The organism is Mesobacillus sp. S13 (assembly GCF_020422885.1).
Taxonomy (GTDB): Bacteria; Bacillota; Bacilli; order Bacillales; family Cytobacillaceae; genus Mesobacillus; species Mesobacillus selenatarsenatis_A.
Genome location: NZ_CP084622.1, coordinates 2,851,492 through 2,878,078 on the forward strand (window position 1 = coordinate 2,851,492; position 26,587 = coordinate 2,878,078).

At 40.4% G+C, this 26,587-nt stretch carries 31 protein-coding genes; 12 read left to right on the forward strand and 19 right to left on the reverse strand.

The genetic code is table 11. The annotated features are described in order from the left end of the window. Positions 1–32: 32 nt before the first annotated feature. Positions 33–719, reverse strand: a complete 687-nt coding sequence (locus LGO15_RS14555; protein WP_226087898.1) for an LrgB family protein — start codon at positions 717–719, stop codon at positions 33–35. Continuing rightward, positions 694–1,092, reverse strand: coding sequence for a CidA/LrgA family protein (locus LGO15_RS14560; RefSeq protein WP_226085145.1), 399 nt, complete (start codon positions 1,090–1,092; stop codon positions 694–696). Before LGO15_RS14560 ends, LGO15_RS14555 begins: the two co-directional genes overlap by 26 nt. Positions 1,093–1,281: 189 nt before the next feature. Between LGO15_RS14560 and LGO15_RS14565 the strand changes: the two genes are divergently transcribed. After that, positions 1,282–1,881 (forward strand): SCO family protein, encoded by a 600-nt coding sequence (locus tag LGO15_RS14565; RefSeq protein ID WP_167832466.1) that lies wholly within the window; start codon positions 1,282–1,284, stop codon positions 1,879–1,881. 123 nt (positions 1,882–2,004) lie between these two features. Here LGO15_RS14565 and LGO15_RS14570 read toward each other — a convergent pair whose 3' ends face one another. Further along, positions 2,005–2,142: a hypothetical protein gene (locus tag LGO15_RS14570; protein WP_167832465.1), complete on the reverse strand. Its 138-nt coding sequence runs from the start codon at positions 2,140–2,142 to the stop codon at positions 2,005–2,007. Between the two features lie 302 nt (positions 2,143–2,444). Here LGO15_RS14570 and LGO15_RS14575 point away from each other — a divergent pair, with 302 nt between their 5' ends. Beyond that, positions 2,445–4,064, forward strand: coding sequence for an ABC-F family ATP-binding cassette domain-containing protein (locus LGO15_RS14575; protein WP_226085146.1), 1,620 nt, complete (start codon positions 2,445–2,447; stop codon positions 4,062–4,064). A 49-nt stretch (positions 4,065–4,113) separates the two neighbouring features. Here LGO15_RS14575 and LGO15_RS14580 read toward each other — a convergent pair whose 3' ends face one another. Then, positions 4,114–4,248, reverse strand: coding sequence for a YuzL family protein (locus LGO15_RS14580; RefSeq protein WP_226085147.1), 135 nt, complete (start codon positions 4,246–4,248; stop codon positions 4,114–4,116). A 94-nt stretch (positions 4,249–4,342) separates the two neighbouring features. Here LGO15_RS14580 and LGO15_RS14585 point away from each other — a divergent pair, with 94 nt between their 5' ends. The 3 genes from LGO15_RS14585 (at position 4,343) to modB (ending at position 6,215) form a co-directional block, all read left to right on the forward strand. Further along, positions 4,343–4,594, forward strand: coding sequence for a YkuS family protein (locus LGO15_RS14585; RefSeq protein WP_226085148.1), 252 nt, complete (start codon positions 4,343–4,345; stop codon positions 4,592–4,594). Between the two features lie 184 nt (positions 4,595–4,778). Further along, entirely contained in the window at positions 4,779–5,552 is a 774-nt protein-coding gene (gene modA, locus LGO15_RS14590) for a molybdate ABC transporter substrate-binding protein (RefSeq protein ID WP_226085149.1), read from the forward strand. Positions 5,553–5,558: 6 nt separating this feature from the next. After that, positions 5,559–6,215 carry a molybdate ABC transporter permease subunit gene (gene modB, locus LGO15_RS14595; protein WP_226085150.1) on the forward strand — a complete coding sequence of 219 codons (657 nt, stop codon included), beginning with the start codon at positions 5,559–5,561 and terminating at the stop codon, positions 6,213–6,215. A gap of 157 nt (positions 6,216–6,372) precedes the next feature. Here the strand turns inward: modB and LGO15_RS14600 are convergent, their stop codons facing one another. From LGO15_RS14600 to LGO15_RS14615, 4 genes are all read right to left on the reverse strand, one after another. Further along, positions 6,373–7,026 carry a DUF4352 domain-containing protein gene (locus LGO15_RS14600; RefSeq protein ID WP_226085151.1) on the reverse strand — a complete coding sequence of 218 codons (654 nt, stop codon included), beginning with the start codon at positions 7,024–7,026 and terminating at the stop codon, positions 6,373–6,375. Between the two features lie 64 nt (positions 7,027–7,090). Then, entirely contained in the window at positions 7,091–8,476 is a 1,386-nt protein-coding gene (locus LGO15_RS14605) for an alkaline phosphatase (RefSeq protein ID WP_226085152.1), read from the reverse strand. Positions 8,477–8,640: 164 nt separating this feature from the next. Continuing rightward, complete coding sequence (locus tag LGO15_RS14610) at positions 8,641–9,813, reverse strand: D-alanyl-D-alanine carboxypeptidase family protein (protein WP_226085153.1); 1,173 nt, start codon at positions 9,811–9,813, stop codon at positions 8,641–8,643. A gap of 269 nt (positions 9,814–10,082) precedes the next feature. After that, the gene (locus tag LGO15_RS14615) at positions 10,083–11,276 is read right to left on the reverse strand and encodes a DHH family phosphoesterase (protein ID WP_226085154.1); all 1,194 of its coding nucleotides are present in this window, start codon (positions 11,274–11,276) and stop codon (positions 10,083–10,085) included. Positions 11,277–11,417: 141 nt separating this feature from the next. Here LGO15_RS14615 and LGO15_RS14620 point away from each other — a divergent pair, with 141 nt between their 5' ends. The 4 genes from LGO15_RS14620 (at position 11,418) to LGO15_RS14635 (ending at position 16,053) form a co-directional block, all read left to right on the forward strand. Further along, entirely contained in the window at positions 11,418–11,867 is a 450-nt protein-coding gene (locus LGO15_RS14620) for a cupredoxin domain-containing protein (protein ID WP_226085155.1), read from the forward strand. 320 nt (positions 11,868–12,187) lie between these two features. After that, the gene (gene pflB / locus LGO15_RS14625) at positions 12,188–14,413 is read left to right on the forward strand and encodes a formate C-acetyltransferase (protein ID WP_226085156.1); all 2,226 of its coding nucleotides are present in this window, start codon (positions 12,188–12,190) and stop codon (positions 14,411–14,413) included. A gap of 76 nt (positions 14,414–14,489) precedes the next feature. Then, on the forward strand, positions 14,490–15,230 hold the full coding sequence (pflA, locus tag LGO15_RS14630; protein WP_226085157.1) for a pyruvate formate-lyase-activating protein: 741 nt from the start codon (positions 14,490–14,492) through the stop codon (positions 15,228–15,230). A 91-nt stretch (positions 15,231–15,321) separates the two neighbouring features. Beyond that, positions 15,322–16,053 (forward strand): urease accessory protein UreH domain-containing protein, encoded by a 732-nt coding sequence (locus tag LGO15_RS14635; protein WP_226085158.1) that lies wholly within the window; start codon positions 15,322–15,324, stop codon positions 16,051–16,053. A 23-nt stretch (positions 16,054–16,076) separates the two neighbouring features. On the opposite strand, the gene LGO15_RS14640 is transcribed toward LGO15_RS14635, so the two are convergent. Next, positions 16,077–17,660, reverse strand: a complete 1,584-nt coding sequence (locus LGO15_RS14640) for a cation:proton antiporter (protein WP_226085159.1) — start codon at positions 17,658–17,660, stop codon at positions 16,077–16,079. A gap of 177 nt (positions 17,661–17,837) precedes the next feature. Next, entirely contained in the window at positions 17,838–18,155 is a 318-nt protein-coding gene (locus LGO15_RS14645) for a hypothetical protein (protein WP_226085160.1), read from the reverse strand. Positions 18,156–18,357: 202 nt separating this feature from the next. Here LGO15_RS14645 and LGO15_RS14650 point away from each other — a divergent pair, with 202 nt between their 5' ends. From LGO15_RS14650 to abc-f, 3 genes are all read left to right on the forward strand, one after another. Next, a complete protein-coding gene (locus LGO15_RS14650; RefSeq protein WP_226085161.1) occupies positions 18,358–18,645 on the forward strand; it encodes a hypothetical protein in 288 nt (95 codons plus the stop codon). Between the two features lie 22 nt (positions 18,646–18,667). Next, a complete protein-coding gene (gene yidC / locus LGO15_RS14655) occupies positions 18,668–19,438 on the forward strand; it encodes a membrane protein insertase YidC (protein WP_167833650.1) in 771 nt (256 codons plus the stop codon). 389 nt (positions 19,439–19,827) lie between these two features. Continuing rightward, positions 19,828–21,549 carry a ribosomal protection-like ABC-F family protein gene (gene abc-f, locus LGO15_RS14660; RefSeq protein ID WP_226085162.1) on the forward strand — a complete coding sequence of 574 codons (1,722 nt, stop codon included), beginning with the start codon at positions 19,828–19,830 and terminating at the stop codon, positions 21,547–21,549. A 93-nt stretch (positions 21,550–21,642) separates the two neighbouring features. On the opposite strand, the gene crcB (LGO15_RS14665) is transcribed toward abc-f, so the two are convergent. The 9 genes from crcB (LGO15_RS14665) to LGO15_RS14705 all read right to left on the reverse strand — a co-directional run bounded on the left by crcB (LGO15_RS14665) (position 21,643) and on the right by LGO15_RS14705 (position 26,558). Next, on the reverse strand, positions 21,643–21,993 hold the full coding sequence (gene crcB, locus LGO15_RS14665) for a fluoride efflux transporter CrcB (protein WP_226085163.1): 351 nt from the start codon (positions 21,991–21,993) through the stop codon (positions 21,643–21,645). Continuing rightward, on the reverse strand, positions 21,990–22,379 hold the full coding sequence (gene crcB / locus LGO15_RS14670) for a fluoride efflux transporter CrcB (RefSeq protein WP_226085164.1): 390 nt from the start codon (positions 22,377–22,379) through the stop codon (positions 21,990–21,992). The genes crcB (LGO15_RS14665) and crcB (LGO15_RS14670) overlap by 4 nt, the downstream gene beginning before the upstream one ends. Positions 22,380–22,407: 28 nt before the next feature. Further along, positions 22,408–22,986, reverse strand: coding sequence for a GNAT family N-acetyltransferase (locus LGO15_RS14675; RefSeq protein WP_226085165.1), 579 nt, complete (start codon positions 22,984–22,986; stop codon positions 22,408–22,410). Positions 22,987–23,103: 117 nt separating this feature from the next. After that, positions 23,104–23,310 carry a DUF6501 family protein gene (locus tag LGO15_RS14680; protein WP_167833655.1) on the reverse strand — a complete coding sequence of 69 codons (207 nt, stop codon included), beginning with the start codon at positions 23,308–23,310 and terminating at the stop codon, positions 23,104–23,106. Positions 23,311–23,378: 68 nt separating this feature from the next. Next, entirely contained in the window at positions 23,379–23,582 is a 204-nt protein-coding gene (locus LGO15_RS14685) for a hypothetical protein (RefSeq protein ID WP_167833656.1), read from the reverse strand. A 105-nt stretch (positions 23,583–23,687) separates the two neighbouring features. Next, complete coding sequence (locus LGO15_RS14690) at positions 23,688–24,356, reverse strand: SOS response-associated peptidase (RefSeq protein ID WP_226085166.1); 669 nt, start codon at positions 24,354–24,356, stop codon at positions 23,688–23,690. A 106-nt stretch (positions 24,357–24,462) separates the two neighbouring features. Next, complete coding sequence (locus tag LGO15_RS14695; RefSeq protein ID WP_226085167.1) at positions 24,463–24,732, reverse strand: hypothetical protein; 270 nt, start codon at positions 24,730–24,732, stop codon at positions 24,463–24,465. A 169-nt stretch (positions 24,733–24,901) separates the two neighbouring features. Continuing rightward, on the reverse strand, positions 24,902–25,996 hold the full coding sequence (locus LGO15_RS14700; protein ID WP_226085168.1) for a threonine aldolase family protein: 1,095 nt from the start codon (positions 25,994–25,996) through the stop codon (positions 24,902–24,904). After that, the gene (locus LGO15_RS14705; RefSeq protein ID WP_226085169.1) at positions 25,989–26,558 is read right to left on the reverse strand and encodes a GNAT family N-acetyltransferase; all 570 of its coding nucleotides are present in this window, start codon (positions 26,556–26,558) and stop codon (positions 25,989–25,991) included. The genes LGO15_RS14700 and LGO15_RS14705 overlap by 8 nt, the downstream gene beginning before the upstream one ends. Between the last annotated feature and the right edge of the window lie 29 nt (positions 26,559–26,587).

Consider the following 26,587-nt stretch of genomic DNA (forward strand, 5'->3'; position numbering starts at 1 on the left):
ACCAGTGATGGTTTCCTTTTTCATACGCTTCTTTACAAGAACACCGGGAGAATAGTGGGCAGGAACAAAGAAGTGATTATTGCAGCCATTCCCATTGCTGCTCCTGAAACTGCGCCCTGCAGTTCTCCTTCTCTCGCGGCTTCTGCTGTACCAATTCCATGAGCGATGGTACCGATTGCCAACCCTCTCGAAAAAGGGTCATGAATTTTCATCGAGTTCATAAGAAATGGGCCAATCATTGCCCCGATCATGCCTGTAATCATGACGAACGCAGCAACCAAAATCGAATCTGCCCCGATGATCCTGGCAACCTCGGAAGCTACAGGTATTGTGATAGACTTGATGGTCAAAGAAACTAGAATTAAATCTGATAAGTTAAGCAAATACGCTATGAACACTGCTGAGAGTATGGTCGAGACGATTCCTGCTATAAGACCGGACAGAGCGGGAACTGCGTAGGCTGAGATAATTTTCCTCTGGCGATATAATGGTACCGCTAGAGCTACAGTAGCCGGCCCAAGAAAATAGGTCATAATCGCACTTCCTGGTTCATATTCCTTATAAGATATATTCAGCAAGAGCAAAACGGTAATGACAATCACCGTGCTCAAAAATACCGGGGAAGTTAAGGGGGATGGATATTTGCCTGCAGCCTTCCTGGCGAAAAGGTACGCAAGCAGAGTTATGATAATACTAAAGATCGTGAGCAGAGTCTCCAGTTTCCTTCCCCTCCTTCCGCTTTATCAGCAAATTGGAAGTGCCTCCCGCAAACCCCATTCCTACAATAGCACTCAAAACTAAAATAACCGCAAGTTGAATCCCATTTTGTGCAATCATTCCGCCTAGAGTCATTAATCCAACTGAAACCGGCACAAAAAAGAATGATAGGTGCTTAACAAGAAAGTCCGCTGCGCCCTCAAACCATTCAAGCCGGACTACCCTCGTCCATAACAGCACGAAAAGAAGGATCATACCCAAGACATTGCCTGGAATTCGCAGATTTAATAAATCTACAATATAAAAACCAGCTTTATTGATCAGGATCAATCCTATGATCTGTAGTATAAACTTTATCATTTTATAAGCTTTCAAGTCTTAGTCCCCTTTTTAATCCCATGGACATTAAAAATGTTTTTACAATTCATTATAAATCTCATTTGTTATATTTCAAGAATATTCACTTAACATTTTCTTGAAAAAGACTTAATAAACATAGTTCACACAATGTCCATATGATTTTCCTAATTTTTTTTATATCTTTATAAGGGGGAGGATTGTGTAATGAAAAAAATTTATCTGATCAGTTCACTTATTGTATTAATTGGTATTACATCAGGAATATCATTCTTTCTTATACGGGATGCCAATGCGCAGATTCCAGAGGACATCACACTCGTAACCATGGATGAAGAGAACTATACTTTTGGAAAAGAAAAAGAAACCATCAAGCTTGTGGAATTCATTTATACCCATTGTCCGGATATCTGCCCAACGACAACTCAAAAGATGAACCTGCTGAGAAAAGACTTAATAAATGAAGGTGTTTACGGTAAGGATGTTCAATTTGTAACTATTACAATTGATCCATATCGCGATACCCCTGAAGTCCTCAGGAAGTACATGGACAATTTCGGACTCGAAAATGACGGTAATTGGATCTTCTTGACTGGTGATCAGGCGGACACATTAGCAGAACAAAAGAAAATTAAACAAGTTGCCGATACATTCCAATTCCAATATCGGGATCCAGGTAACGGGTTCTACGTCCACAGCACATTCACTTACCTGATTGATGAAAACAATAAATTCATAAAGAAATTCCCTATGGGGGAAGATTTCAATAAAGATGAAGTTTTCGAAGAAATAATGGATGAATTATAAAGGATAGACGACAAAAAAAGCGGCAGAAAACCGCTTTTTTTGTCGTCTAATTACGTTCCTGAGCTTACTTATCATTTTAACTGTAAATCAAAAAAACTATATAATGATAAGCCTGTCTATCTCTTAATGTGAATTCACTGTTGTAGGATGTTTCTCCGTTTTTTTCAGGGAGAAAAATTCTGATTTTGGCTTAGTGAAGCTGACTTTTATCCCTGATTCTTTTAGACGGTTAACAAAATCAACCAGCTGCTTTTTAGCCATTTTCAAAAACTCCTTTTACCATCATTGTCTAGTTTTATTTTACATGAAAAATATGAAATATGTGTGAAAATGAGCAAAAAAATTGACACCGACAATCAAAAAAATCATTAATTTCCCAATAGACACTTCACGGACGTTGTGATAACCCATAACAAACGAACTTATCAATTACTACTCTCGCCTTTTCCCATTTTGTTCCCTTTAGAAACACCAATACACAAAAAAATGTTTCATACATTCGCTCATAGCATTTAAACATGTTATAATCTTTGGGATATATATTATTGGAGGCTACTAAATAAATGATTACAGTTCAAAATGTAGGCTTGAGATATGGTGACCGCAAGCTGTTTGAAGACGTTAATATTAAATTCACTCCAGGAAATTGCTATGGCCTGATTGGTGCTAATGGCGCCGGCAAATCAACTTTCCTTAAAATTTTATCAGGTGAAATCGAAGCGCAAACAGGCAATGTATCGATGACCCCTGGTGAGCGGATGGCAGTATTGAAGCAGAACCACTTTGAATATGAAGATGTGGAAGTGTTGAAAGTCGTCATCATGGGACATGCCCGTTTATATGAGGTCATGCAGGAAAAAGACGCGATTTACATGAAGGCTGACTTCACTGATGAAGACGGTATGAAGGCCGCTGAGCTTGAAGGTGAGTTTGCTGAGCTTAATGGTTGGGAAGCAGAATCCGAAGCAGCAATCCTTCTTAAAGGCTTAGGGATTGGTGAGGAACTGCATGATAAGAAAATGGCTGATATCGGCGGCGGAGAGAAAGTAAAAGTCCTTCTTGCTCAGGCACTATTCGGCAAGCCGGATGTTCTCCTTCTTGACGAACCTACCAACCACCTTGATATCGCTGCGATCCAATGGCTGGAAGAATTCTTGATCAATTTCGAGAATACAGTAATTGTCGTATCCCATGACCGTCACTTCTTGAACAAAGTTTGTACCCATATTGCTGACCTGGACTTCGGGAAAATACAGCTTTATGTGGGGAACTATGATTTCTGGTATGAATCAAGCCAGCTGGCATTGAAAATGCAGTCGGATACAAACCGCAAAAAAGAAGAGAAAATTAAAGAGTTACAAGCGTTCATCGCGCGTTTTAGTGCAAACGCATCTAAATCCAAGCAGGCTACTTCCCGGAAGAAACTGCTTGATAAAATCTCTTTGGATGATATCAAACCATCATCACGTAAATATCCTTACGTCGCTTTTACCCCAGATCGCGAAATCGGAAACGACCTATTGAGAGTTGATGGAATTTCCAAAACCATTGACGGTGTAAAGGTCTTGGATAATATCAGCTTCATTATGAATAAAGATGACAAGATCGCGCTTGTTGGAAAGAATGAAATCGCGATTACGACATTGTTCAAGATTCTTACTGGGGAAATGGAAGCGGACAGCGGGACTTACAAATGGGGTGTAACGACTTCCCAGGCTTATTTCCCTAAAGACAACTCTGAATTCTTTGAAGGATGCGATCTGACACTAGTGGACTGGCTTCGTCAATTCTCTCCGAAGGATGACAGCGAAAGCTTCCTCCGTGGATTCCTTGGGCGTATGCTGTTCTCTGGTGAAGAAGTTCTGAAGAAAGCAAGTGTCCTTTCCGGAGGAGAAAAAGTTCGTTGTATGCTCTCAAAAATGATGCTATCAGGTGCAAACGTCCTTCTTTTGGATGAGCCTACGAACCATCTGGATCTTGAATCCATTACCGCTTTGAACAACGGAATGATTAACTTCAAAGGTTCAATGATTTTCTCGTCTCATGACCACCAATTCGTCCAGACTGTAGCGAATAGGATCATGGAAATCACTCCATCAGGGTTGGTCGACAAACAAGTGACTTATGACGAATACCTTGAAAATGAAGAGCTTCAGAAGCAAATTGCTGAAATGTATAGTTAAACCCCAAAAACCCTCGGATGGCCTCCGGGGGTTTTTGCTATCTGAAGGATTAGCCTCTTTTCTGCTTCTTTCTTGAGGAATCAGCTGCTCTGCTACCTGTCTCGCTTGCCGTCGTCCCCTGCCCTTCCACCTGGCTAGAATTCAGCCCGATTGTTGATGGATCCTTTTTTCGCTTATTTGACATGCCTGCACCTCCTTTGTCTGCATTTATATTGTGAAGCTCAGAGAATAATTTATTCTTGCCGCGGACAACTTATATGAGTGAGGAGGTGTTATTGATGGCAAGAGTAGGTGTAGAACAATCTCTTACAAACATTTCAGAAGCGTTGCGTGAAAGAGGGCATGAAGTGGTCGAATTGCGCTCAGAAGCTGATTCCCAAGGCTGTGACTGCTGTGTGGTAACGGGTATAGACTCAAACGTAATGGGGATGCAGGATGTTTCAACACAAGGATCAGTCATTGAGGCAAACGGGCTTTCCGCAGAAGAGGTTTGCAGGCAAATAGATCAAAAAACTGGACAGAGTCGTTAATCGTTGCAAAACTGCCAATCTTCTGGCAGTTTTTTCTTTTCCCCTATAATCTTTTCTCCACCCTTATATCATGATATTTTCACCAACTTGTGATATTTTCTCTATGTAGGATCCATCTAATTTCGATATAATCAGTTATATCTATTGTATATGTTTAAAAAGGACGTTTGAAAGGATGGAAGGATTGAAAAAAATACATATTATTCTTTTCACCGCCCTGGCACTCTTCATTTCGGGCTGTGCAGATGACCGTGCAACAAACCAAACGGAATTGACCATCTCTGCCGCCGCAAGTCTCCGTGAAGTAATGGAAGAGACGGGGCAGCTGTATATGAAACAAAATCCAGGAATTAAAATAGTGTATAACTTTGGCGGATCAGGTTCCCTCGCGCAACAAATCTCCCAGGGTGCTCCTGTAGATTTGTTTATCTCCGCAGCTGAGGATAAATTTGATTACTTATATTCCAAAAAGCTTTTACATCAAGAACATAGCGTAAGGCTTCTTAGAAACGAACTTGTATTGATCACGCAAAAAGATAGCAAAGACATCATGTCAGCAGAATCTTTAACAAACGATAACATTGAGAGGATTGCTATTGGCACTCCTGAATCTGTGCCTGCTGGCATGTATGGGAAACAAGCATTGCTTTCATTGCAATTATGGGATGAACTTGAGGAAAAAATCATTCCTGCTAAGGATGTTCGCCAGGTTCTTTCCTATGTTGAAACAGGCAATGTCGATGCTGGCTTTGTTTATAAAACAGACGCACTGATTTCCGATAAAATAAGAATTATCCCTTTGAATGGGAAAGTGCTTCACGACCCTATTGTATATCCAGTTGGGGTAGTAGCTGGAACTGAGCACCTAAGTGAGTCTATCGATTTTTTCGATTTCCTAAAAGGTCAAGAAGCAATGAAAGTTTTCAAAAAATATGGCTTTAAAGCAGCATTGGAATGATTTTTTATGAGCAGTGATTTCTGGAGTCCGGTTAAACTTTCCCTTGAGATTGCTTCTGTGTCGGTAGTGATTGTGTTTTTATTCGGTATATTTGCTGCAAGGTTTATGGCAAGGAGAAGTTTCATTGGTAAAACAGCTGTAGAGACGCTGTTAACATTGCCTTTAGTACTTCCTCCCACTGTAGTGGGATTTCTGTTGATTGTTATCTTCGGCATTAATAGCCCAATAGGAAGACTAATTGAACATGTTTTCGGCAGTCCCCTGATTTTTAGCTGGTGGGCAGCTGTCATTGCTGCATCTGTCGTTGCCTTTCCCTTGATGTATCAATCAGCCAAGACTGGTTTTCTGTCAATAGATCCTGGCGCGGAGGAAGCTGCAAGAGTAGATGGAGCAAATGAGTGGAAGGTTTTTTTATATGTTACTCTCCCCCTTTCAGCAAAAACTTTAATCACCGGACTTATTTTAAGTTTCGCCAGAGCCCTCGGGGAATTTGGAGCAACCCTTATGTTTGCCGGCAATTTGCCTGGAAAGACCCAGACCGCCCCAACTGCAATCTATGTAGCGCTTGAGTCTGGAAACATGCAGTCGGCCTGGCTGTGGGTTATTGCGATGGTAGGAATATCATTCATCATGCTTCTTTCTACTTCATTATTAAAACAATAGCTGCAGAATACTTCTGATTCGCAGCTTTCCCAACCTTTCACGTGTATTAAAAAAGCCATGGTTCCTCATGGCTTTCTGCATTGTATTAGACTATTGAATGAACTTAACTTCAAGACATGAATCCAAGCCGAGACCTTTTTGAAAAACGATCAATCTTTTATTCAAAGTTTACAACGAGATTGATCGGTTCCCCGATTTTCTCTTTATCCTTATCAACCAGGTCTCCTGAGAGAATTTCCACTTTATCAAGATTTTCAAGCTCATCCACGATAAATCCAAGATTCCCTTGCTTCTTTTGCCGTGCTAAATTCTCACCATTTAGTTCCTCAAGGTAAAAATCATCTTCCCATGTCTTATGAATTGTATTATTGATACTCACCATTGCCACCGGCCCAAAGTGATAATTTTCGGCGGAATTATTCTTTACTTCTACGCCAATTTTAACAAAATCAAATTCTTCATCATGGGTATATGGATGGTAGAAATCAATTAGGCTGTAATCAGGAATAAAGTGCAGCAACTTAACCTCTTTGACTGTATATTCTATTCCGTCCAGTTTAAAGGTTTCATTGACTTTTTTTACTGACTTAAGGGTTAATTCACCTTTTTCGTCCGTAATAGAATCGCCTACTTTTTTAAGATCCCTGTCATCCGTCACTTGCGGATTAGGTACATAAACATCGGTATTGTTATTAGTTGGTTTATCCACAACGGTTTCAGCAGTTTTACTCTCCTTGTTTGACTCGGCCTCGGCAAATGAACAGCCTGTCACCATTGAAACAGCCAGCATGATTTGTAGGTATTTTTTCATTTTAAAAACCCCTTTTTAGAAAATTTCCCGCAGATCCAAGGCTTCTGCGGGAGTGGTTAATCCATTATTTCCTCTTGCCGTTTGCAAGAATGTCAAAAATGTTTTTCGCATTGTCAGTATTGTCAATTTGTCCATAGAATCGCTCTTTACCAGGACCGAATGCATATACAGGGACGTCTTCACCAGTGTGTCCGCCAGTTGTCCAGCCAGTATTTGATCGTGTATCAAAAATCTTTTCAATAGCATTGTCAATATCCGCTTTTTTACCTGAAGCAGCATCTTTAACCGATTGAATTTCTTCAGCTGTCAATGCAGGCAGATCTTGAGATTCAAAATCAATATATTTCTTTAATGTTTCCTCCGCACTTGCACCTTTGGCAATTTCAGCAGCCATGAAATCAGGAGTACGTTTTGCAGCCTTGATCGGTGCACCGAACCAGTTGTAGATGCCGTTAGCGCCAATTGAGTATCCGCCTGTTGAGTGGTCCGCAGTCGCAACTACTAACGTATGTTTGTCCTTCTTTGCGAATTCGATAGCTGCTTTGTAAGCTTTCTCGAAATCTTCCATTTCACTCATGGCAGCGACAATATCATTGTCATGACCCGCCCAGTCGACTTGGCTGCCTTCTACCATCAGGAAGAAGCCATCCTTGTCTTTGTTCAAACGCTGAATTGCTGATTTTGTCATTTCCTCAAGAGATGGAGTTTCTTCACTGCGATCGATCATCTTGTCCATACCGCCGGGCGCAAAAAGTCCAAGCACCTTTTCGTTTGTGTTATTGAGCAATTCCTGCTTGTTCGTTACATAGCTATAACCATCTTTCTGGAAATCTTTCGCAAGATTTCTGTCTGCACGTTCAAAGTTGCTTAGCCCCCCGCCCAGCATGACATCGATTTTGTGCTCACCATTTACCAATTCATCAAAATAATCATCAGCAATGCCATTCATGTTCTTACGGGTTTCATCGTGCGCCCCAAAAGATGCAGGAGTTGCGTGTGTAATTTCGGAAGTCGCTACAAGGCCTGTTGCCTTTCCATTTTCTTTGGCAGCTTCAAGAACGGTCTTTACTTCAGAGCCGTCATTGTCAACCGCAATTGCATTGTTATATGTTTTGATTCCTGCGGACATTGCTGTGGCTGCGGAAGCAGAGTCAGTAACGTTTTGTTCAGGATCTTCTGGATAAGTCATTTGATTGCCAACAAGATATTTATCAAATTCAGTTTTTTCAGCTTCAGGTGTTATTGGATTGTCCTTCAAGTAGCGGTATGCAGAAGTATAAGAAACTCCCATTCCATCACCGACTAGGAAAATGACATTTTTTATCTCTGCAGAATGATCTTTTTTATCATTTTTGGCCTCAGCGTTGAACGTTCCCACTATACTGCCGAACGCTACAGTTGATAGAACAGCGAGCGGAAGAATCTTCTTTTTAAAGTTAGCTTTAATCATTTTAAGACCTCCAGATAAGTTATTTACTACGCTCTCTACTATAATAGGACTCTATTAATCTCTTATTAACACAATGTAAAAATACTTTAATTCCTTGTAAAGCCTCTTTACAATCATATATTTTACTTTTCAGGGACCAGGCCGAAAAAAAAAAGCAGGCTTAATCACCTGCTTCTAGATCTTCTGTTCTTTTTTTGTTTACGGTTGATTGCCCACACCCCAGCTGCAGCCACAAGTACCAAGGCTCCCAATAAAGTATTGACAGAAAGCAATCCACTTTGATCAGGCTTTGGCGGTTCCTCCTTCTTTACCTCAGGTTTTTTTTCAATCAAAGGTTTAAGTTCAATGGATTGGATGATATCCCCATCCTTATCCTCAATCTTAAGATTCCCTTCTTTGTCAACCACTCTCTTGCCATTTTCAATTGGTTCAGTCAAAAGGAGGTCCTCACTAGCTTTGAATTTAAGTTTTCCACTTGCGAAGGTTTCCCCTGACTTAATTCGAGAGGATTTAAAACTAGCGAAACCATAGTCGAATAGCTTGACAGTATCTTCATATATTTTTCGTTTGTAATCCGATTTCAGCAATATGGCCGTCAATTTCAACATGCCGTTATCAGCCGTGGTGGCAAGGGTTTGCTTTGATTGGTCCACAAAACCTGTCTTCCCGCCAGTGACAGCATCATAAGGTATTTCACCTATAAGCATGCGATGATGGGAAAGTAGCGTTGTATCCCATGATTCTCCATCCCATTCCAGTTCTTTAGTGCCAAATATTTCTCTAAAATCCGAATTATTCATGGCATAGTTCAAGATCGTCCCGAGGTCTTTGGCTGTTGTATAATGATTCTCATCGAATAAACCGTGCGGATTGACAAAATGGGTGTCTTCCACACCCGTATTGGTCTCTAGAAACTCATTTATGTTCTTTGAGTACCTCTCCAAAGAACCGTCCAAATGCATCGCGATCGCCAATGCAGCATCATTTCCTGAATTTATGAGCATACCTTGAACCAGTTTCCTTAATGGTACTTGTTCTCCAGGATTGAGATACACCCTTGTTCCATCGATATTCTCAATCTCCTTACTAACAACGACTATCTCATCAAGATCACCTGTTTCAATTGCATATATGGCAGTAGCAATCTTTGTCAGACTCGCAGGGTACATTCTTGCTTCTTCATTTTTCCCAAATAAAATCGCACCAGATTGCGTGTCCATTAAAACAGCAGCTTCAGAAGTCAAATCAGGAGCTTCTTCGCCTTCTGCTGCTACAAAATCTACAGAAGTATACATGATAATTAACAACAACATAAGCAGACCAAAAACGTTCTTCATCCTACCACATCCAGTGTCCAATTCTCTTCACCTATTTTAACAGAATCCTGTCGAAAGATGTCTACTGTTATTATTTTTTAATCAAACTGGAATAATCTGAAAAGATTGTAAACTTCAAATGAATCTTTTTAAGTTGATCATATTAAGCTCAAATTCCAAACTATCTCCATCCAACTTTTCACAAAAACAGGCCACCAATAAATTTCATTGATGACCTACATTCAAATAACTCCATAAAATTCACTATAATTTTGACAACCTAGTCTACTTCAATTCCTTCCATTAAAAACGATATTTTCCAAATAGGAAATATAAACTTCATCCCTTGCAAGAGCTGCACCGTACTCTCTTTTCAAAAAGCGGTCAGCTGATTCAAAACTGTCGAAAGGCCCATGCCGCTCCTTACTTTCTAACTGAACAAAATGACTGGTTCCATCGTTATAAATCAAGAACAATTCCCGGTCACGATTTTCATACAGGCAGCCCTTTTTCGAATCCTTTAAATTATAAGTATTTCTAAATGCATCCTGCTTGATCGAATCCAACGGAAAAGCTTGTTCAATATAGCGGTTATAGGCTTCCTTGTTCATTGAACAACCAGAAGCTTTTGCATGTCCACCCCCGCCAAATTCTCCTGCCACAGCCGAAACATCTACATCATCATGGACCGTTCTAAAGCTTATTTTCTTTCCACCCAAATTCAAGATCGCGATATAATCCAAATGTGGATATTCCTTTCCAAGCTCGTTCCCTAATTCTGAGTGATAGGATTCTGCGTGGACGACTCCGCCATATAAGCCATCTGATTCGATTTGGATGATTTCCCGTTTTTTCCTTCTGATATATCGTTCGATTTTATCTTCTTCCATCTCCAGAAGTTTCTTTTCAAAGTCATCGTAATCAAATGTATCGCCAGATGTCAGACGAGGTACCATCCGTTCTTCAAATTCTTCAATCGATACCATAAAAAACAGGTCGTTCAAATTCTTAGCTTTGTAATTCTTGAGAATATCCCAGTCCCAGGTATCATATTGTCTGACAAGCTCAACAAACTCATCAAGCGCTCCATTTTTAATCAAGTGGTTTTCTTGAACCAAGTAGTCATATACGAGTGATGCCGCACTCGTCAGTGTTCCGGCTTCATCCTTTACTTTTACATTGCCCCAGCTATATTCATTGAAGTGCAATGCCGTTTTATGATGGTCAATCAATTTTGCCTTTCCCCCATCACTGACGAATTGATTTATTTTTTCCGTCACATCGTGGTTGACAGATAAATCGGTTATGTACAGGTGATCTTCCTTTTTCATGCGGTCATTCATTCTCTCAAAATATTTCTCCACCTGAAAATTAAGCCCTGAAACAGAGTTATAACGAATATCAGCCTTTTCACCGAATGCAAGCCTGAAAAGGATTCCGCAGGCTACTCCATCTAAATCATTATGCGTAAATAAACGGTACATACTTTCCTCCTTGGTTTGTATCTAATCTATAGTTTGTTGTTGCCTTGTTAATCTATACAACACATATTCAAAAAAAATTAGACAAGTTCAGCAAGGGGACGAGCATAGATATTTAAAGAGGATAATAAGGAGGTGAAAACAATGCATTTCTTTGTGTTTAAAAGGAGAACATTATACTTTATCGCACTAATCGCTTTCATTGCCATCATCGGATCTATTTGGTTGAGCTTGAAGCCTGATGCCACCCCGGCAATAGGAGGGCAGAATGAGCAGATCCGGGAAATCCACTTGGTGACTGGGGAGTTTAAATCTTCCACCGATGATGGGAGAGAAATCGAGGCATACCGATGGGACCCAGGTACGATTTTCATTGAAAAAGGTGAAAAGATTAGTTTGAAAATTCTTGGAGTCAACGGAAAGGAACACCCCTTCATTATTGAAGGAACTGATATTAAAGGTGTAGTAAAAAAAGGGAAAGAAACTGTAGTGCCCTTACAATTTGATAAAGAAGGAACGTACAGGCTGATCTGCCTCACACACCCTTCAGCAGAACATAATGGGCCAATGATTGCCTATATTGTCGTCGATTAAGCTTTGTGAAGAACAGGATATTTCATCCTGTTTTTTCTTTTCCCCCGGAAATGACACAAAACATACATAACACTATAAACACGGTACAAAATTTCCTGATAGAATTATATACATAAAGATATTCTTATATAACAGACCTGAAATTATCTAATCCAATTATAATACAGATTTTCATTTCGCCTGAATTATTTAACTAAAATACAGATAAATCATACCTTGTTCATATTTTCACAAATATGTCACACTCAAACTGTTATATCCGTAGTATGATTAAAGTGTGGTAACTGTTATATAAACATCTATTTTAGAGGTGAACTTAAATGGAACAATGGAAAGGCTTTAAAAATGGTGCTTGGCAGGATGAAATCAATGTTCGGGACTTTATCCTAAGGAACTTCTCTGAATATGTTGGTGATTCCAGCTTCCTAGAAAGTGCAACTGAAGAAACACTTCAATTATGGCAGCAGGTAATGGAATTAACGAAACAGGAACGTGACAATGGCGGTGTCCTTGATATGGATACCAAGGTTGTTTCCACGATTACTTCCCATGGCCCAGGATATCTTGATAAGTCAAAAGAAAAGGTTGTAGGCTTCCAGACAGATCAGCCTTTCAAACGCTCTATGCAGCCTTTCGGCGGCATTCGCATGGCTAAGGCTGCTTGTGAAGCATATGGTTTTGAATTGGATAAAGAAGTCGAGAAAATCTTTACCGACTTCCGTAAAACGCATAACCAGGGTGTATTCGATGTTTATACAAAGGAAATGCTTCAGGCTCGCAAAGCCGGAATCATTACTGGCTTGCCAGATGCTTATGGCCGCGGCCGTATCATTGGTGACTATCGTCGTGTAGCTCTTTATGGTGTTGACTTCCTGATGGAGCAAAAGAAGAAAGACCATGGGATGACTAGCAATGTCATGACTGAGGACACCATGCGCCTGAGAGAGGAAATCTCTGAGCAATACCGTTCATTGAATGAATTGAAGCAGCTTGCAGAGAGCTATGGTTATGATATTTCCAAGCCAGCAACTAATGCAACGGAAGCTTTCCAATGGGTCTACTTCGCATACCTTGCAGCAATCAAAGAACAGAATGGCGCAGCGATGAGCCTTGGACGCGTTGCAACATTCCTTGACATCTATATTGAACGCGACCTTCAAAATGGCACACTTACTGAAAAAGAAGCACAGGAAATCGTTGACCACTTCGTCATGAAACTTCGCCTGGTGAAATTCGCACGTACACCTGATTACAATGAATTATTCAGCGGTGACCCTACCTGGGTAACAGAATCAATTGGCGGAATGGCGCATAACGGGCAATCACTTGTTACAAAGAACTCTTTCCGTTTCCTTCATACACTTGATAATCTCGGCCCTGCACCAGAACCAAACTTGACAGTGCTATGGTCACCTGCCCTGCCTGAGAATTTCAAGAAGTATTGTGCTGAAATGTCCATCAAAACGAGCTCAATCCAGTATGAAAATGACGATTTGATGCGCTGTGAATATGGCGATGACTATGGTATCGCATGCTGCGTGTCAGCGATGGAAATCGGAAAGCAGATGCAATTCTTCGGAGCTCGCGCAAACCTGGCAAAAGCATTGCTATATGCAATTAATGGCGGTGTTGATGAAAAGCTTAAGGTCCAAGTGGCTCCTGCATTTAGCCCAATCACTTCCGATGTACTTGACTACAAAGAAGTCATGGAAAAATTCGATAATGTAATGGAATGGCTTGCTGGCCTTTACATTAACACTCTCAATGTCATCCACTATATGCATGATAAATACAGCTACGAAAGAATCGAAATGGCACTGCATGACACTGAAGTCCTTCGCACGATGGCTACAGGTATTGCTGGCTTAAGCGTAGTAGCAGACTCATTGAGCGCAATCAAGAATGCGAAGGTAAAAGTAATCCGTGACGAAAACGGCATTGCCGTTGATTTTGAAACTGAAGGCGACTTCCCTAAGTATGGAAACAACGATGATTGTGTTGACAGCATCGCGGTTGAACTCGTGAAAAACTTCATGACAAAGCTGCGCAAGCATCCGACGTATCGCAATTCTATGCATACGATGTCAATCTTAACGATTACTTCAAACGTCGTTTATGGCAAAAAGACTGGCAATACACCAGATGGACGCCGCGCTGGCGAACCATTCGCTCCAGGTGCTAACCCAATGCACGGCCGTGATACTAAAGGAACTCTTGCTTCCCTGTCATCTGTAGCAAAACTGCCATACAGCTATGCAATGGACGGCATTTCAAATACTTTCTCCATCGTGCCAAAAGCACTTGGAAAAGATGAAGACAGCCGGACAAATAACCTAGTATCCATCCTTGATGGCTATGCGATCAAAGAAGGACATCACTTAAACGTCAACGTCTTCAACAGAGAAACTCTATTGAACGCTATGGAGCATCCTGAAGAGTATCCACAGCTGACAATCCGCGTTTCTGGATACGCAGTAAACTTCATCAAGCTTACACGTGAGCAGCAGCTGGATGTCATTAACCGGACATTCCATGAAACAATGTAAATAAATTATGTGTTAAGAAACAGGATTTCCGTCCCCTGTGGCGGAAACTCCTGTTTTATAGAAAGGAGAAATCATCATGATCGGAAACATTCATTCTATTGAAACCTTCGGAACCGTAGACGGACCTGGGATTCGCTATGTCATCTTTACACAGGGGTGCCTCCTGCGCTGTCAATTTTGCCATAACGCAGACACCTGGGAAATTGGCACGGGCAAACAAATGTCTGTTTCCGAGATCATCGATGATTTAAAAGCCTACCTGCCTTTCATTGAAGCATCAGGGGGCGGCATCACAGTTAGCGGCGGTGAACCGCTATTACAGATTCCTTTCATTACGGAACTCTTCAAGGAGTGCAAAAAGCTCGGAGTACACACTACCATTGATTCTTCTGGAGGTTGTTACTCAACTGCTCCCCTTTTTCAGGAGCAGCTGGCAGAGCTTTTAAATTATACTGACCTGATCCTATTAGATTTAAAGCATATCAATCGAAAAAAACATATCAAACTGACAGGTATGGCAAATGATCATATATTGGATTTTGCTCGCTTTTTATCCGATCATCAAGTACCTATCTGGATCCGTCATGTCCTTGTCCCGGGCATCACCAATGAGATGGAGGACCTCTCCAAATTAGGTGAGTTTATTGGCACACTGGAAAATGTTCAGAAACTTGAAGTTTTGCCATATCATAAGCTTGGTGTTTATAAATGGGAAGCATTAGGCCTCGAGTATCCACTTAAAGATGTCGAACCTCCATCAGAAGATGAAGCGGAGAATGCCTATAAACTATTGACGGCCCATATATATAATCATTAACAGCAGGATTTGTCCCTGCTGTTTTTTTCTGCATACTATTTTGATATTTTTTTAGTATCATAGAGCTACTTGGTTATAGTGGAGGAATTGTATGTATCAATTGTTTTCTGAAATCAGTAGCTGGTTGAGCAGCCCTTTTTTTACACTTGTTAATCAGACTGAACAAATCCCCTTATTGGCCAGCTTCCTGTTAGGACTTGTCGGCGCGCTTGCCCCATGCCAGCTGACAGGAAATATTGGTGCTATTACCTACTATGGCAATAGGAGCCTGCAATCAAAAGGCCAGTGGGTCGAGATTTTCTTTTTCATGCTTGGTAAAATTATGGTCTTTACACTTCTGGGCCTTGCAGTCTGGCTGGTTGGACAGAGCTTCCAGCAAGTTTTGCCAGAATTTTTCTCCTGGTTCCGTAAATTGATGGGTCCCCTTTTCATCCTGATTGGCCTGTCATTACTTGGACTCTTCGCATTTAATTGGATTAACACCTTGACTTCAGTTCTGCCACAGTGGAAAGGAAGCGGAAAAACAGGCTCGTTTTTAATGGGGGTAAGCTTTTCCATCGCATTCTGCCCTACAATGTTTTCCTTATTCTTCTTTACTCTGATGCCGATCGTCCTGAATACAACATACGGAGCTGTGCTTCCCTCCGTATTTGCTATTGGCACTTCCATCCCGCTGATCATCTTTGCGGCAATCATCTCCTACATAGGCCTGAATGGAGCATTGATGAAGAAAGGCCGCAAATTCGGGATGGCCGTACAAAAAACAACCGGATTCATTTTGATCTTTGTAGGCATCTTGGATACCATTACTTACTGGGGATAGAAAAAAAGAAGGCCGACAACTTGTCAGCCTTCTTTGTCATGGGAAAGTTCCACTATAGTTTCCGTTAGTTTCCTGCGTTCTGTTTCAGCTGTTTCTGAAGATATGATTTCTTCCTTTGATAGCTTATCAACTGCTTCGTGCTCAGCGTAAAATATAACCTTCCGTAAAGTCTCATATTGCTTTTCCTTTAATTCAGGTTTCCTGCGGTATAATTCATCCAATTCAGCAATTGTTATTTCCATTTTTTGCTGATACTTACTTACATATTCATCTGTGACCGTTTTTGTAAGATAGAACTTCCCTTTTGCATCATTTATTTCTTTGAGTGCACTTTCATACCTATGGAGTTGTGAAAGCAGCAATTCATATTCCCCATATTCCTCCTCTTTTTTGTTTATTCCCAAAAAGGAAATAAGAGGCTTGATCGTTAAACCCTGTACTACAAGCGAAAACAGGACGACACTGAAAGCCAATATCAAGAGATCTTCCCTGCCATCAAAACTTCTTGGAAGACTCAATACAAGTGCAATGGAGAGTGAGCCCTTCAGTCCTCCCCAGTTTAAAATATGCTTCCACCTTACACTGAAATCCCTAATGAATGACATGCTTGTATAAACTGCCGCACTACGGGCAACGAGGACAACGAAAATGGCTAAGACGATCATACCCCATTTCTCAGTCATATCAATTCTTGTAATTTCGAGCCCAATCATTAAAAAGACAATTGAGTTGGCCAACAATGCTGCAACATCCCAAAAATTATTAATGTTCAATTTTGTTGTCGGGCTCATTCCTATTTTCGAGCCAAAATTCCCAAAGATAAGGGCTGCGACAACAACTGCAATGACACCGGAAGCGTGCAAGCTTTCAGCTATCAGGAAGGAGCCATAAAACAAGAGAATACTAAAAATGATTTCCAATGGATAATCATCAAAATACTTGGTTAATACAGAAAATCCATATCCTAAAGCTCCTCCTACAATCAAGCCAAGAGAAATAACCCTTATGAAATCCCATAACCCCATGCCAAGACCTGACCATCCTGCATCCAGATAAGATATCAAAGAAAAGGCAGAAATTTTGAAAAGGACTACCGCCAGTCCATCATTGAACAAGCTTTCTCCTTCAATTACCACTGAAAGCCTCTTTTTAACCCCTACACTTTTAAAAATGGATAATACACTGACGGGATCAGTCGCACTCATCAATGCTCCAAAAACAAAAGCAGCTGGAAGTGATAGACCTAAAAAGAAGTGGGCTGTGAACCCAATGATCAGGAATGACAATAAAGTTCCGCCAAATGCCAGAGCCAGTATCGGTTTCTTATTTTCCTTTAAATGTGAAAATGGAAGCTTTAAGGCTGCTTCCCCGAGAAGAGCGGGGAGAAAGAGAGTAATGATGACAAAATTAAATATTTCCCCTTCGGTAATGAACATTTTTAGAGGCTCAAGCAATGGAATATTAAACAAACCTATTAATGCGCCGACTATCACAAGTGCTATGGGATAGGGCTGTTTTACCTTCTTTGCTATTGCAGTAATCCCGGCAGCTATCAACACTAAAAAGAATCCAGTTTCAAAAATATGATGTAAATTAACTTCTTCCAATTATTCCACTCCAATCCCTTTCGAATTCATATTTTTCCTTATTTTTAAAAACGTTTCAGTTTTACCATGCTTTTTTCAAGAAAAAACAATACTAGTTTAACCAATTCTTTTTTCCTCTTTGCCATTATTGACATATTTAGAGCGAAATATAAAAAAGCCATGAAATAGTCCATGGCTTTATGCTATATTCATATTTTCCTTGTAACCTGGTTCACAGTTGATGCACACTGCTTCGTCGTAATCATCTGTGTTGACATCTTCCGGGTTATATTCGACACCACATAATGCGCATTCTACCATTTCTTCCTCAACGTATTCTGCTGCTTCTGGAATTCCATCATTGACCTGTATTTCCCCCACCCAAACCCCACTTATGGAAGACATTTCGTTTTCTATATTTTCATTTGCCGCTTCTTCGGTTTCCCATACTCCATGATCCCAGAGCATCTCATCAGCATCTCCTGAATTGACCATTAATCCATATACTTTTTTCATAATCGCTACCCCTTTCGAATAGGCGCTGTTTATATTGAAGATTTGTTCTATATACTTAACCTCTTTTCTTCCATTTGAAACCCGCATAATATTTACAATGTCTGGGAAACGAAACTTTTCATTTCCTTTAATCGTATATTGATAATAGGCCATTGTTCAAATATACTTGATTAATGAGTCAAAAAATGAAAGAGGTGATGGCATGATGCTTGAGTTATATGCACAATCCGTGGATGCAACAGCGGTTTATAGTGTTTATTTGACCGTGTTAATAAGCATGTCGATGTCCGCACTGTGGATGTTCAGTAACCCTTCATTTATAGACTCGTATATTTTACAAATCAAAATGAAGTCATCTGATTATGATGCAGCTTTTAAAAACAAAGCTGACCTCATCACAAGATTTCAACTGCGAATCCTTAAACGAATAAGAATAAAGATTGATCCCGGTGATGAAGACAGCCATTTTTCTCCTTTAGTGAATGACTAAGCTATAATTTAGGAGGAGAAAAATGAAAAAGCTTTACACCATGATTTTTATTCTATCTATACCAATCCTATTAACTGGCTGCCAGGCTATGACCAGCGAAGGTTCCTTTTTCCAGACAACATTTATTAATCCCTTCACTTGGCTGATTCAGCTTTTTGCAGGTCTGACCGGTGGAAGTTACGGGCTCGCAATCATCATGATCACCTTGTTGATCAGACTGGTATTAATGCCGCTAATGTTAAAACAATATAAAAACCAGCAGAACATGAAAGAAAAAATGGAAATCGTGAAGCCAGAAATGGATGAAATCCAGAAGAAACTAAAAGGAACCAAAGATCCTGCTGAGCAGCGGAAGCTACAACAGGAAATGATGGGCCTCTATCAAAAGCATGGAGTGAATCCACTTTCAGTTGGGTGTCTGCCAATGCTGATCCAAATGCCGATTTTAATGGGTCTTTATTATGCAATTAGAGGTTCTGCTGAAATTGCCAGCCATTCATTCCTTTGGTTTAACCTTGGACATTCGGATGTATGGATTACCGCAGCAGCTGGTGTGATCTATTTCCTTCAGTCTAAGGTAAGCATGATGAACATGACCGCAGAACAGCAGAAGCAAATGAAGATCATGGGGATGCTGTCACCGATCATGATTGTCATGTTCTCGCTGAACGCCCCCTCTGCCCTTCCGCTTTACTGGACGATCGGGGGAATTTTCCTTATTATCCAAACATTATTAGCGAGGAAAATTTATCAAACTAAAGATACTTCTGTAAAAGTTGAACAACAAGTGTAAGTAATCCGCCTGGCATATAGCCAGGCTTTTTTTGTGGAATATTATGGTTGACACCAAATATTCCATCAAGTTATACTGTGAATTAATGATATTCGAAGGGAATGGTAAAGAGCCGATGAAATACTAATCTTATTTTCTGCCCGATTTTTCAAATATGAAAAAACGTGTTGCCCGGAAATAGGATTAGTCTGCCCTTTAAGCCATTCCAAGTCGATTTATAGCCAGATGTAAGCATATAGCCTTTTGGCATTCCTATGCTTGTTTCGTGGCGCATGAATCAATTGTGATTGCCATTGCAGAACCTTCCGGGAAAACATCTGGGAGGTTTTTTTGATGGAGAAAATACTCACCTTCATTCACTAGTCACAAAACGAAAGGTGGAATTCTTTATGACAATCATGAAAATAAGAGGTATTGAAAAGAGCTTTAATGAGAAGCAAATACTGAAAAATGCTGAATTGGATATAAAAAAAGACAGCAGAATTGGCCTTGTGGGAAACAATGGTGCTGGTAAGACTACTTTAGCGAACATCATAAATGCTAGTCTAACCCCTGACAAAGGGATGGTCGACACTTTTAACAGAAGCTTGAATATTGGTTATCTAAAACAATCAACTGAATATGCCATTCATGAATTGGAGGATCGCTATTCTCTTATGGAAGGGAATCTCTTTCAGCTTTCAAGCCAGTTAGGACTTAATAAGGAAGTTGATTTGACAAGTACTGATTGGGATAAGTTAAGCGGCGGAGAAAAGCTGAAAATATCACTCGCGGCTGTATGGGCAAGCAGGCCCGAACTTGTTATATTGGATGAGCCGACAAACCACTTGGACTTGCAGGGTGTAGAATGGCTGATCGACGAATTGAATAATTTCAAAGGGGCCGTTGTCATCATTTCACATGATCGATATTTCCTCGACCGAACCGTTACAGACATAATCGAAATTGAGGATGGTTTAACTAGCTTATTTAAAGGTAATTACTCTTCTTACCGTAAGGAAAAAGAAAGACTGTATGAAATCCAGCTTCATCAATACGAAATCCAGCAGAAACATAAGCAACAAATTGAACAGCAAATGGCTAATCTTAAAAACTGGTCGGAAAAAGCCCACAGGGATTCGACGAAACAAGGTTCTCCTTCTGAAAGAAGGCAAATCGGCTATAAGGAATACCATCGGATGAAGGCAAAGAAGATGGATAATCAAATAAAGTCGAAGATGAAACGGTTGAATCAAGAGCTTGAAAAAAATGAGGTAAAACAACCCAAGGAAGAGGCGAAGGTCCGTTTCGAATTTCAGGATGGCCGAAAGAAAGGGAAACGTATTTTAGAAGCTCGAGGGCTGTCAAAGTCCTTCGGCACCCGCTGTTTGTTTAAAGATAGCCATTTTTATATGAACCACGGAGAAAGAATGGCCCTTTTAGGCAAAAACGGCAGCGGGAAATCTACGCTGGTAAAAATATTGCTAGGTGAAGAAAAAACAACATCCGGTGAGGTTTGGGTCAGTGGGACATTAAAAATCGGATACCTTAGCCAGGATGTATCAGACCTCCCACAAGATAAAACGGCACTTGAGTACACTGGACTTTCAGACAGAGAAATTATTGGCAGAGCGAGGACTATTTTTGCCAATATGGGGCTCCCAGAAGAAAAGCTTATCGTACCATTAAGCCACCTGAGTCTTGGTGAGCGGACGAGAGTGAAGCTTGTGATGATGCTGTTGGCTGAAATCGATTTGCTGATCCTGGACGAACCGACGAATCACCTCGACCTTGCCAGCAGGGAAAGTCTTGAAAAAACACTATTGAATTTCCATGGTTCGATCCTGGTGGTCTCCCATGATGTTTATTTCCAAGAGAAAATCAGTGACAGAATATTAGTGATCGATAACGGAAAAATCAGCAGAAAAGAATTCGGCATGAAAGAGTTGAACAGCAAAAGTTCTTTGCCTAAACAAGATGGTAAGGACAAAGCAGAGCAATTGATGGTACTGCAAAATGAAATCAACGCCATAATTGGCAGGCTGTCTTTCATGACAAGGGATGAACCTGGATATGAGCAACTCGATAAGGACCTATCAGAGCTTTTGAAAAAGAAAAAAGAATTAAAATAATAATCAATAAAAAAACACCAGAATGCACTGCACTTAAATTGTTAGACATATCACTAACAATGAGGGTGCAGTTCAATTTGGTGTTTTTCGTTTCTATAATAGATTGCCTATATATAACCCTGCTGCTGCACTGATGAGACCGCCGATATAAGTACTGAGCACATAGACCATGGCCGGTTTACTTTGTTTGTTGTTCATTAATTTCACTAAGTCAACATTCAGAGTTGAAAAAGTGGTGAATGATCCCATAAAGCCTGTGGCAGCAAAAAGATAAAGGTTCCCATGGATTCCTTCACTGACAATCCACCCGAGCAAAAAAGACCCAAGAAGGTTCACAGTAAGTGTGGCGGTCGGCAAAACTGATTTAGGCATTACTTTTTGAACCCAGAACCTTGAAAGGGCTCCTGCCATCCCGCCTAAGGCTACAATTAAAAATCCATTCACTTTGCACCCTCCCTGCCAGGTTCTGCACCAAGTTTATAGCCTGCTGTTGCAAGAAGCAGGCCCCCAACGGCACTGAGAAGCACATAGAATACCGCAAATCCTATACTGCCTTTCTCAATCATCATCATGGTTTCTAAACTGAAGGTGGAAAAAGTGGTGAATGACCCTGTCAGTCCCGTACCTATGGTAGCCATCAGCACAGGATTCCATTTACTTCTTTCTACGATTCGGGCCGTAAACCAACCTAAGAATAACGAGCCAGCAAAATTGACGATCAGCGTTCCCATTGGAAATCCATTATTTAAAATATTATTTGTACTTAGACTGACCAAGTATCGCAAGAGGCTGCCTAACATTCCCCCAAGCCCAACTCCTAAATATACCAAAGAAATAACCTTCCTTTTGCTACTGATTTCACTTCATTTTTTCCTGTAACTCTCTTTTAATCTTTGGCCATTCTTCTTTCAGAATGCTAAAAACAACGGTATCCCTTACATAACCATCAGCGATGATTCGATGCTTGCGGAGCACCCCTTCTCTTACGGCACCGAGACGAGCAATAGCAGCCTGGGAGCGTACATTCCTGGAGTCAGTACAAAACTGCACCCTATTTAATCCCATTGTTTCAAAAACATACTGGAGCAAAAGAAACTTCGATTCAGTATTTATCCTTGTTCTCCAATATTCCGGGTTGTACCATGTCCAGCCGATTTCAAGTGATTTATGAACTTCGGAAATATCCATGAACCTTGTGCTTCCGACTATTTTACCCGTTTTCTTATCAATAACGGTAAATGGAAGTTGGGTTCCTTTCTCCCTCTCTGCTATTGCCGATACAATGATTTTTTTCATTTCGGCTTTATTTCTGACCTTCGAAGATGTAAACTCCCATATTGACTGATTATGACCGGCATCCCACAAACCATCAAGATGACTGGTTTCCATCGGCACCAGCTTCACAGTATTCCCTTCGAGAATGATTTTTTCATCCATCTTCCCATCTCCCTGTTTGGTCCTTTTTTCATTTATCATACCACCATGGAATATATTCTGGGAATTCCTACTATGAACGAAAAAGCAGGCGGCACATTTTCAGTGCAGCCTGCTAACTCATTTTACCTCTTCAAAATAATCTTTGTAATAACCGCCAACCTTGCCTGAATTATCAACTATGAAATAAAATTCCTCAGTCTCGTTTTTGACATCATATACCTTTCCAGATGTCAGCTTGTCATTTACAATGTATTTCTTTGCATCTGTGTGAACGCATTTCAGTTTCTTAATTGTTTCGCGCTCATGCCAGTTGGAGTGAATCATCTTCTGCACTTCCTTTAATTAAGTTTCTATACTACAGTATAAAGAAAAGATGATCCATTAGGCAACAGTTAGCTGGCATTCGCTTCTTCCCCTGCTATTTTCAGACCACGCACTTCTGATTGATCAAATGTCATTGTTTCACCAGTAATTACATTTTTCAAAGTTATATAGCAAACATCACATATTACATCTTTTCGAATATATTGTAAAAAAGAAAAACGTTCATTCTTGTAAATCAGCTCATAAAATCCTGTTTTAGTAAAACCATTCATGTTAACCCCTCTTTCCAGGATGTTTTTCATCTTGGTGTTTGGCTGTGTCTTTCTATACCACCATCAAGACTTGTATTAAACATCGAAGGGTGAAAGAGTGTTTTTTTACAAGCTGTTTATTGGAGCAATTAAGTCTTTACCTTCATTTTTGGCCGAATTTATTGCGGTCGAAACTGGGTAAACTTCCATGAAACCAGCCTCATAGGGAACCAAAAGCTCTTTAAGTTCTTGAGTTTGATAAACAGAAGAATCAAGCCACAGATCAAGCTTGTCTTCAGGAAGAATCACAGGCATTCTGTCATGAACTTTTTCGGTGACTTCATTTGGACTGGTCGTGATAATCGTACAGGAAGTAATCTCCTTCCCGTCCTTACTCCAGTTTTCCCACAGTCCTGCTAAAGCAAAAGGTTTTTTATTTTTCATCCCAAAACGGTATGGCTGCTTCTGTTTCCCTTCTTTTTTCCATTCATAAAAACCATCAGTAAGGATCAGGCACCGCCTTTGTTTAAGAGCATGCTTAAAGCTCGCTTTTTCATTCACTGTCTCGGCACGTGCATTGATCATTTTATAGCCTATTTTCTCATCGTCCGCCCAGAAGGGAATCAATCCCCACCTCATCCTGGTACCTATTCTTCGTTCTCCATGATTGATCACTGTCAAGATGTCCTGTCCAGGAGCGATATTGTACCTGGCATCAAGGTCATCCGGGAAATCGAATTGAAATTGTTCTTTTAAGGAGCCAATATCCTCAAACAATGAAAACCTTCCGCACATTATCGTTCCTCCATTCTTTGTTTTTTACTATACTTCCCGCCCTGTAACGGATGTAACATCTTCTCTTGGAAAAAAATAAGCCAGGCTTTCGTGAGCCAGGCTTAATCTATATCTTTTCTGCATTTAAATTCTTTTTTATTTTATCCCTAAGAGCAATATTCGCTGCAACTAGGAATGGTATGATCGATGCAATCGTAAACCCTAGTGCATAGCCCGATATGCTTTCATTTAAAACTCTATCGTTAATGCTGAACCCTACAAAGGTTATTCCGATGCCATCCCCATCCACATGGTCAATGACCGACCAAAGCTCAATTCCTTTATAAAGGAATAGAACGCTTATGGTCGATAGCATTAAAACCCAAAGCCATTTCATAAGACCATACCCCCATTATCCCAAAACCCGATAGGTTCAGGTATATACACTATATTATAGGGAGTTATGATATTAATTAATATAATGTCAGAGCAGTTGTAACAAAATGTTCAAAATGACGTTCTAAATTTCGTCAATAGTGTCTTAAATATTTGCTAATTTCAAAAAATCATGATGGAAATTTATTCAACATCCACTCATCAAGCTTTTGAAAGGCTCTTTTCACTTCGTCTTTAGGAACTTTCTCATAACGATCACCAACGCTTACTTCAAAATAACATGAAGATTCTCCTGTTGCCCTTAGATGATTGATAAATCCCACTCCTGTTTTGCGCATTACTTCTGTTAAACCTGGTTCGATTTCCTCTTTGGAATATGGAAAATGTACATGAAACATGTTCGAAACAGGAACTTCGGGCAGAGTATATACGGAATGGCACGAATTATAGAAGTCCGCCAGTTCCTTTGCATTCTCATAATACAACGGCATTTTGTGTGATTTCTGATTGAAGTAATAATCTGCTGAAATAATATATGGGTAAAGGCTAATCAAATCTCCTCCATATCGCCTTTTCCATACCTTTGATTTAGCGATAAATTTATCCTCACCCGCAAGGATTGCACCTGCAATTCCCCCTATTCCCTTGTAAAATGAGAGATAGACACTGTCAAATAGTTGGCACACTTCCGAAGCCGTTTTTTCATAAAAAGGCAAGACCTCCAGAAGCCTGGCTCCGTCAAGATGCAGCCTTATACCCTTCTTCCGGCAATATTTTGATATATCTTCAAGAGTTTCATAGCTTGGAAGCTGCCCGCCGATTTCTCTTTGCGGCAATTCAAGCAATAGACATGCAACGGACTCCTCCATGGATACAACATCTTTAAGCTCGATGGCACGGGTTTCATCTGCTATGAGGATGGTTTTGATATTATGTAATTCCTTTAGTCCGTCCTCCTCGTGGATTTCCAGGTGACTTAACGGATGATAGGCTACTTTTGGCAATCCTTTCTCATCACACCAAATACGTAATGCGATCTGTTGTGCCATCGTTCCACTCGGAAAGAAAACAGCCTTCTCCTTGCCGAGGAACGCAACCATCTTGTCCTGAAAATTCTCGATTACTTTTCCTTCTCCGTAAAGATCACTATCAAGCTGTCCATCGACTTTGTCAAATGCATCCTTTAATACCTGGACATTTCGCGAGCCATGGCCGGTCAACTGATAGGTTGATTGATTAAAAGCTTCCTGTAAGGTTTTATTCATTCCTAACCCCCTCATCAACATTATTTAAGCGCCCCATAACAATCATATTATAATATTTCCCGTCAGATAGAAGCTTGGCATCCTTCAAGAGGCCTTCCACTTCAAAGCCTAACTTTTCATAAAGCTTCTTGGCATTTTCGTTCGATTCCATCACATTCAAAGTTATTTTTTTAATTCCATTCTCGTCTGCCCATGAAATCGATTCCTGTAAAAGGTTTTTGCCGACACCATATCCCCAGAATTCTTTTAAAACACCGACCCCGAATTCAACCTTATGCATGAATCTCTTCAGTTCAGTTCCAGCGCATCTTGAAAAGCCGATAAGTCTTCCATCAGTTTCAGCCACCAAAAATAGGTTTCTGTCACTCTCCGAATCCGCTTTTATGAGTGCTTGAAAGCCTTGCGGATCAATGAATGCCTCTCCTGGTTCACGGTCAAGATTTTCAGTTTCACCATCAATTTGCAGCCTTAACTTAGATAATGACTCCGCATCCCTTTCGACCGCAGACCGAATGATGTAATGCAAGTCCTTAATTTTAAAACTCTTTTCACTAATCAGCATTGTATTACCTCCAAAATATACCTTAGCTT